Origin of the sequence: Nocardia rhamnosiphila NBRC 108938, from assembly GCF_000720425.1 — a bacterium.
Lineage (GTDB): Bacteria > Actinomycetota > Actinomycetes > Mycobacteriales > Mycobacteriaceae > Nocardia > Nocardia rhamnosiphila.
The window spans coordinates 1-6,397 of record NZ_JOAJ01000024.1 but is presented as its reverse complement, the minus strand read 5'-3'; the positions used below and the strand labels follow the sequence as shown (position 1 = coordinate 6,397).

The 6,397-nt window shown below is 64.0% G+C and carries 8 protein-coding genes; 3 read left to right on the top strand and 5 right to left on the bottom strand.

Annotated features, from left to right (window positions below):
- Window positions 1–372: 372 nt before the first annotated feature.
- Window positions 373–831, bottom strand: coding sequence for a MerR family transcriptional regulator (locus IG75_RS0135380; RefSeq protein ID WP_051715620.1), 459 nt, complete (start codon window positions 829–831; stop codon window positions 373–375).
- Window positions 832–879: 48 nt separating this feature from the next.
- Here IG75_RS0135380 and IG75_RS0135375 point away from each other — a divergent pair, with 48 nt between their 5' ends.
- Window positions 880–1,848 carry an alpha/beta hydrolase gene (locus IG75_RS0135375; RefSeq protein ID WP_030525710.1) on the top strand — a complete coding sequence of 323 codons (969 nt, stop codon included), beginning with the start codon at window positions 880–882 and terminating at the stop codon, window positions 1,846–1,848.
- 421 nt (window positions 1,849–2,269) lie between these two features.
- Here the strand turns inward: IG75_RS0135375 and IG75_RS0135370 are convergent, their stop codons facing one another.
- Window positions 2,270–2,569, bottom strand: coding sequence for an alpha/beta fold hydrolase family protein (locus tag IG75_RS0135370; protein ID WP_156059415.1), 300 nt, complete (start codon window positions 2,567–2,569; stop codon window positions 2,270–2,272).
- Between IG75_RS0135370 and IG75_RS39485 the strand changes: the two genes are divergently transcribed.
- Window positions 2,568–3,425, top strand: coding sequence for a DUF6924 domain-containing protein (locus IG75_RS39485; protein ID WP_156059418.1), 858 nt, complete (start codon window positions 2,568–2,570; stop codon window positions 3,423–3,425). The genes IG75_RS0135370 and IG75_RS39485 overlap by 2 nt on opposite strands.
- Window positions 3,311–3,679, top strand: coding sequence for a hypothetical protein (locus IG75_RS40980; RefSeq protein ID WP_030526104.1), 369 nt, complete (start codon window positions 3,311–3,313; stop codon window positions 3,677–3,679). Before IG75_RS39485 ends, IG75_RS40980 begins: the two co-directional genes overlap by 115 nt.
- A gap of 430 nt (window positions 3,680–4,109) precedes the next feature.
- On the opposite strand, the gene IG75_RS0135360 is transcribed toward IG75_RS40980, so the two are convergent.
- The 3 genes from IG75_RS0135360 to IG75_RS0135350 form a co-directional block, all read right to left on the bottom strand.
- Window positions 4,110–4,589 carry a hypothetical protein gene (locus tag IG75_RS0135360; RefSeq protein WP_156059424.1) on the bottom strand — a complete coding sequence of 160 codons (480 nt, stop codon included), beginning with the start codon at window positions 4,587–4,589 and terminating at the stop codon, window positions 4,110–4,112.
- A 444-nt stretch (window positions 4,590–5,033) separates the two neighbouring features.
- Complete coding sequence (locus tag IG75_RS0135355; RefSeq protein ID WP_030525714.1) at window positions 5,034–5,369, bottom strand: transcriptional regulator; 336 nt, start codon at window positions 5,367–5,369, stop codon at window positions 5,034–5,036.
- Window positions 5,366–6,091 carry a hypothetical protein gene (locus tag IG75_RS0135350; RefSeq protein WP_063834236.1) on the bottom strand — a complete coding sequence of 242 codons (726 nt, stop codon included), beginning with the start codon at window positions 6,089–6,091 and terminating at the stop codon, window positions 5,366–5,368. Before IG75_RS0135350 ends, IG75_RS0135355 begins: the two co-directional genes overlap by 4 nt.
- Between the last annotated feature and the right edge of the window lie 306 nt (window positions 6,092–6,397).

Here is a 6,397-nt window from a genome sequence, read left to right as displayed (position 1 = left end):
GCAACTCCCACTCCACGACGGAGACCTTCACCATTTCAACGATCACCTACAGCGTGTCGCCACAAACCCTCGACCAACCTGCCTGGGCAGTACACCTAGTACCGGCCCCGATGCTATCTTGACCGGCCCCCAAGAACGGCCTTGGCAGGCGAACGGTCGGGCAGGCGGTCCGATCATCCGGGTAGCAGGTTTTACGCGAGACCCAATCGCCGCATCAGACGCCGGCCACGGTGAACAACTCCTACGCCCGCGTCGGCGCACCGGCCGGGCCTGGCTGCGTCTGTTCATCAAAGGTATATTCCTGGACGGATTCACATCTGAGCATCGCTGACCACCGATTTAGTTCGCAGAATTGTTCAACAATGCATCAATTTATGAACAGTGTGTGGCTCTATCCGTCTGACCGCCGACGCCCATCGGGGCGGATGTCGGCGCTGGGAGCGGATGATCACTGTCGGCGAGGGTGTTTTTGAACTGGGGGCACTCGACCAGGGGCTGGTGGGTGCAGGTCGCTGCGTGGCGCAGACTGTCGCGCATCCGGGTCAGCCGCGCGATGTCGTGGTCCAGTTGCGTCGCCTTGACTGCGAGGTGGGCGCGCAGCTCGGTGTCGTCGGGCGTCGCGGCGAGGAACCGCTGAATCTGGGCAAGGGTGAAACCCGCTCCACGCGCACAATCGATGAGCGTCAGCCGGTCGAGTACATCCGGTTCGAAGGTGCGGCGCAGACCGTTACGTCCGGCCGACCGGATGAGGCCGCGTCGTTCGTAGAACCGCAGGGCGGACGGTGCCAATCCGGACCGGTCGGCCACCTCGGCGATATCGAGCAGCTCCATACCCGTTCTCCTTGACTTGAACCATGCTTCAAGTAACAGGATAGCGGCATGAGCACATCGAATACGCCCGCCTCGGGATTGCATCCGCAGGTGCAGACATATCTGGATCGGATCTCACGCGCAGGCTTCGCGGAACTGCACACCTTCACTCCCGCACAGGCGCGCGAGGCACTACGCCGCCAGATCCCGATGCTCGCCGAGCCGGAATCGGTGGCCACGGTCGAGGATCGGACCATCGCATTGGCGGGCCACCAGGTTCCGATACGGATCTACACCCCGGCCGGTGCGGCGCCCATGCCTGTGGTGCTGTTCTTCCACGGCGGCGGATTCGTCCTCGGCGATCTCGATACCCACGACGGCCTGTGCCGCAGCCTCGCCAATGGCGCCGCCGCCATCGTCGTCTCGGTCGACTATCCGCGAGCCCCTGAACACAAATTCCCCACCGCACCGGACGTGTGCTTCGCCGCTACACGATGGGTCGCGGCCAACGCCGACAGCTTCGGCGCCGACGCAACCAGGATCGCGGTCGCCGGTGACAGCGCCGGCGGCAACCTCGCCGCGGTCATCACCCACATGGCCCGCGATCTGGGCGGACCGGCGCTGGCCTTCCAATTGCTCATCTACCCCGATACGGATTTCCGCCGCACCAACGACAGCATCCGGGAATTCGCTGGAAAATACGGGAACATCACTCGCGAGGGCCAGCACTGGTTCATGGACAACTACCTGACCAGCGAGGAAGAAAAACTCGATCCGCGTGTCTCGCCCCTCTTGGCGACCGACCATCGCGGACTACCGCCGGCCCTGGTCATCACCGCCGAATACGATGCCCTCCGCGACGAGGGCGAAGAGTACGCCGCCGCACTGGCCCGCGCCGGTGTGCCGACCGAAGTACGCCGCTACCCGGGAATGATCCACGAATTCCTACGCCATCCCTTCGACGACAGTGGCACGGCGCGATCCGAAGCCGCCGCCGCACTACGCAGTGCGCTCACCGCGGTTTCCGAGGCACGGTAGAAAGCCCACCCCGACCCCGAGGCGTGCCGGCGGGTCGGCCGTCGCAGTCGGCCCGGCCGGTACCCCGATCTGAGGCAATTCCTCGGTGTGACTTTCACTGTCAACGTTCCGGAACCCTATCCTGCGCTTCCGACTGACCACTGGCGGCTGAGCAGGGCTGGTGGCCATCCAGCGCTCCAACCCGTATCGCACTATCCATGCCGAGTGTTCATAAAAGGGCATTTCATGGACGGAAAGCCATCAGAAATTATCGTTGACCAGCGATGATCTTGCTCTAAGCGTCCAAGAATGCATCAATTGATGAACATCTACCGCTGCGACTCGCAGCGGTAGATGTGTGACTCGCAGCGATAAGTGGCGGTGTTCTCGTACTGCCAGGTGACGTAAGTGGCGAGGGCCGCGTAGTCCGGCCGGGTACGGGTCAGGCGTGGATCTGGTCGTGGTTGCCGACGAAGCTGAGGTAGCGGGGAATGATCTGCTCGGGGTTGGCCCACAGCAGGTCGTGTCCGACTCCGGGGTAGATTTCGACCTCGACCGACCGGATGCGTCGGCGGGCGCGATCTGCCGCGCGTTCGACGTCGTTCACTACCGTTTCGGCTCCGAAGGCCACGAGAGTCGGGACGGCGATGAGTGCCAGTTGCTCGTCGGTGAACGGGCGGTCCCATGGCATGTCGGTGAAGCCGAGCTCTGTGCGGACTTCGGCGAGTTCGTGGTCTTTCATGACGGGCCGCACACGCTATCCGGCCTATGGTCTCGAGGCGGCCAAGATCGGTTGGTATCGGCAGGAACTGACACCGGTGCGTGTCGGTCCCTGCCGTTATTGTTCGGGCATGGCAGGGATACCAAGAAAATCGGTCCTCGTCCGCACGTGGTTCGGTGACGACAGCGCGTGGGGTTCTCTGGTCCGAGAGGTCCTGACGCCCAGCAAAGAGGGATTCCTGGCCTATACGACTGTGGTGAACGACCCGGAATTCGAAGGCCTGAGCCCCGAAGCGTTGAAGGCGAAGCATCCGGGCGGGGCGATCGTGTCCTTCCTCGCCGACGAGACCACCCTTACCGACCCCGAGCGTCCTATCCTCGCGGTCTGGGTCCTGCCACCCCAGGACTACCACCGAGGCAACTACCAGCCGTTCCGGGTCGTGCCCGACCAGCTGGCGAGCGTCGACACCAACATCAATGACGCGAACCTGGACTGGCGGGACTTCGCGGACCACGTAGATGCGGACGGCATCTACCGCGGGCACGCGGATGCGAAAGAATCCGATTTCGAGCTCAGCGTGCGGCACATCATGGCTGATCGACTTGCACATCTCACACCGGGGCTCACCGAATCGATTCGCATCGCAGAATCCCCGGACGAAGGCGCCGGTATTGCGGTCATCTCCTGCGCGGACGACCCCCCTCTGTCCGCGAGCAGTTGGCCTCGCTGCGGTCCTATCCCTCGGCGCTGTCTTGGGATTGGGTGGCCGCCTTCGACGCTGAGCATGCCGGCGACGATCGAGCCGACTACCTCACCGCGTTCCTGGAAGAGATCGGTGAGCATGCGTCCGCCCTCGGAGCTGTCCTGGCGTCGCTGAGTTCCGGCGACGACTACTACCTGACCTTCGTGACGCCGACCCAGTTCGATGAGCTCTCACGACTTTTCACCGCCCACGAAATGCGCGCCGAAAACATACGGCGCGGCCGGAAGCAGCTCAACCCGGAGCAGACAACCGTGATCAGAGACTGGACCCCAGGCCGCGGCCACAAGATCACAGCCCGCGGGATGACCAACGCGACACTCGAAAGCCCCAGTGCACCCGAGGAGACCGAACCGGACCGACTCGCCTGATCTTCGACGCCCAGAAACCTCCTCTTGTGTCACAGCCCAACTCGCGCGACCGTAACCAGCTGGCGGCGACTCGGCCCATCCTGGAATCGGCATTACCGAGCGCTTTCAGGTATCTCACCAGCCGTGGCATCAACTACGTGACCAGCGAGTTTCTGCCAAGACCTTGACTCAAGACACCGCAGACACCGACTCGACCCGGTCGGCATCGAACTGAGCGCCACCGGACAGCAGTCCGATACCGCCTCATCGACCAAGGCCAGCCGCGAGCTTGCTGCAAGCCAGCTTTGCGTCATCGCCGACCGCATCAACGGACATCGTGAAGCACGCACCGGCAAGGTCTCCACCAATGGGAGCTTCTTGGACGAAATCGACGGGTGTACATCGCTGACCAGCGATGTTTCCGAGGAAACCTGTTCAAGAATGCATAAATTTATGAACACTGTCCCAAGTCGGGTGCTGGGGCGGTGCCAGGCCGGTGGTCGGCGGCCTCGGGGAGGGTGCGCGCTTGCGCTTCCAGGAAGACACGGGTCATCGCGGTGACGAATACCCGCGGTTCGATTTCGCCGGAGACCGGGTCGCGATGGTATTCGGTGAGTACGCCCTCCGCGGCGGGAACGATGTCGCGGAAGGAGCTGGGTAGCCAGGTGTCGCGGTGTTCGATCAGGACGGTGCGCTGTTCGATGGTCAGTGTCTGCCACCAGCGGGTGAGCCGGTCGCGGCGGGCGCGTAGCTCCTCGGCGACCGGCGCGGTGAGCCGATACCGCCGCGGTTGCGAGTCGGTGGCCATCTCGACTGGGGCTTCGTGCTTACCTGTCATCGGTTCGGGGAGTTCCCGGCCGGGATCGGCCAGCACCGCGATCTGGTCGTCGAGACACAGCTGGAAGAACCACCTTGTCCTGGGGCCATTCACGCCCCGGTACATGCCGCTCACATTCCGATATCGAAGCAAACCCCACCACCACGCACCACGCAATGGCCCGTTTTGCGGGCACAGAGACCTCCCGCGACCCGCGGCGGACCCTGTCGTACGCTTCGTCGGGAAACCGCTCCACCAACAGCCCCGCAACCCCACCGCCAGCGGCCTCGGGGTGCTCGAGCATGACACCCGGCCGCCAACGGCAGGTCCAGAGAAAAGCTGACTGCTTAACCCGCCTCCGGCCCCACCGACTTAGCCAGTCAAGCGCCGGATAAACATCCGCCGGTCAGCGCCTCCTCCCAACCCCCGCACCCTCCACTACAGCCGCTCGGTCGGCCGGCGCCCGCTCTACAGATTCAGCATGAGGGGTTCCGAAGCACTGATCGGATCGCCGTACATTGTGGCTCGGCCGGGGTACGCGACAGGGTTTCTATCGGGTTACGAGAGCTTCGGAGACTGGTTCTCCGCGGAGGCCTGCTCGACGTGGTCGATGATTCGCTTCAGGTGGGCGATCTCTTCGCGCAACGCTCTCGTGCCGGCTGCGGTCAGGTGGATCCAGGTGCGGCCGCGTTTGCCCTCGTAGCCCTTTTCGATCTGCACCAGGCCCGCCTTTTCCAGCACGGTCAGGTGCTGGGAAAGGTTGCCGGTGGTCAAGTCCAGTGTGGTCCGGAGGAAGCCGAACTCCACGCGACGGGCCTCGTGGGCGATGGTGAGGATGCCCAGTCGGACGCGCTGGTGAACGACGTCGTCGAGCCCGCTCGCCGGGTGAGTCATAACCCACGCCGGTGCGCCAGTGCGAAACCGATGCCGCCGAGTAGTAGCGCACCGCCGGCGACGGTCAGGCCGGGCAGGAACCCCCACATCGGACCAAGGCCGGCGCCGGTGTTCAGCCCGAGACTCCCGGTGCCGATCCCGCACGCCGCAAGAGCGAGAACCGAATAGCCGACAGTGAACACCAGCAGCGCCCGGTTCCGTTCCAGCCATGCCAGTACGAACAATGTCAGGCCGATGGACACCAGAGGAACCATACCGACGGCGACCGGGCCGGACGGAAAGTGGCCCGCCAGGTCGAGTTGGTGAGACCACGCGGCGGCGATACCGAAAACCAGCCCGGCACCGATTCCGGAACCCACATACGGCAGGATCCGGACGCCGACCCCCCGGCTGCGGGCCCGATGCAGGTAGACGGCGGCGATCGCGGTGTATGCCAGGACAAAGGCGACCATCCAATAGACCCCGGCCGGCCAGCTCACGACCTGGACACAGGACCCGCGGTGAATGATCTGCACGCCGCCGCGAGCACCCAGCGCCGGATCGCAGGTGACGGCATGGCGACCTATGCGATAGAAGGGCGCCGCCGCCAGGACCACCAGGCCCAGCAAGACGAGCGGGAACCAGGTACTGCGCTGCGCGCGGCGTACCCGGCGAGCGAGGTGCCGGGTGGTCGAAAGCGTCTGCCGCGCGGCTTCCACAGATGAGCCCTCTTGGTTTGTCATGCACGTAAGTTTGCATTACAAACCTAATTTTGCAATGCTGACGCCGGATTCTTGGCATCCACAAAAGATCCGTCGCGCCGTTCGGGTGGGCCCGGCTGCACTCCCCCTTGGGGAGAACGCTTTACGGGGTACCACCGTGCGACACCCGTTGCCCCGGGTGTCGCTGATGATGTCGCGCCGACGTTTAGGGACCGAAAGTAACAAGACCGTGGTGTAAGCGATACGGAGTCAAAGGGTTCCGGATCCAATCTCGAGGAGACTGCGTGAAATCGACCGTCAAGTACCTGCTCACCGGTGTGGCCGCGA

Coding starts and splice junctions, on each gene's coding strand:
- IG75_RS0135375 (WP_030525710.1), top strand. CDS start 880: ATGAGCACATCGAATACGCCCGCCTCGGGATTGCATCCGCAGGTGCAG.
- IG75_RS0135370 (WP_156059415.1), bottom strand. CDS start 2,569: ATGAAAGACCACGAACTCGCCGAAGTCCGCACAGAGCTCGGCTTCACC.
- IG75_RS0135350 (WP_063834236.1), bottom strand. CDS start 6,091: ATGACAAACCAAGAGGGCTCATCTGTGGAAGCCGCGCGGCAGACGCTT.
- IG75_RS39485 (WP_156059418.1), top strand. CDS start 2,568: ATGACGGGCCGCACACGCTATCCGGCCTATGGTCTCGAGGCGGCCAAG.
- IG75_RS0135355 (WP_030525714.1), bottom strand. CDS start 5,369: ATGACTCACCCGGCGAGCGGGCTCGACGACGTCGTTCACCAGCGCGTC.
- IG75_RS0135380 (WP_051715620.1), bottom strand. CDS start 831: ATGGAGCTGCTCGATATCGCCGAGGTGGCCGACCGGTCCGGATTGGCA.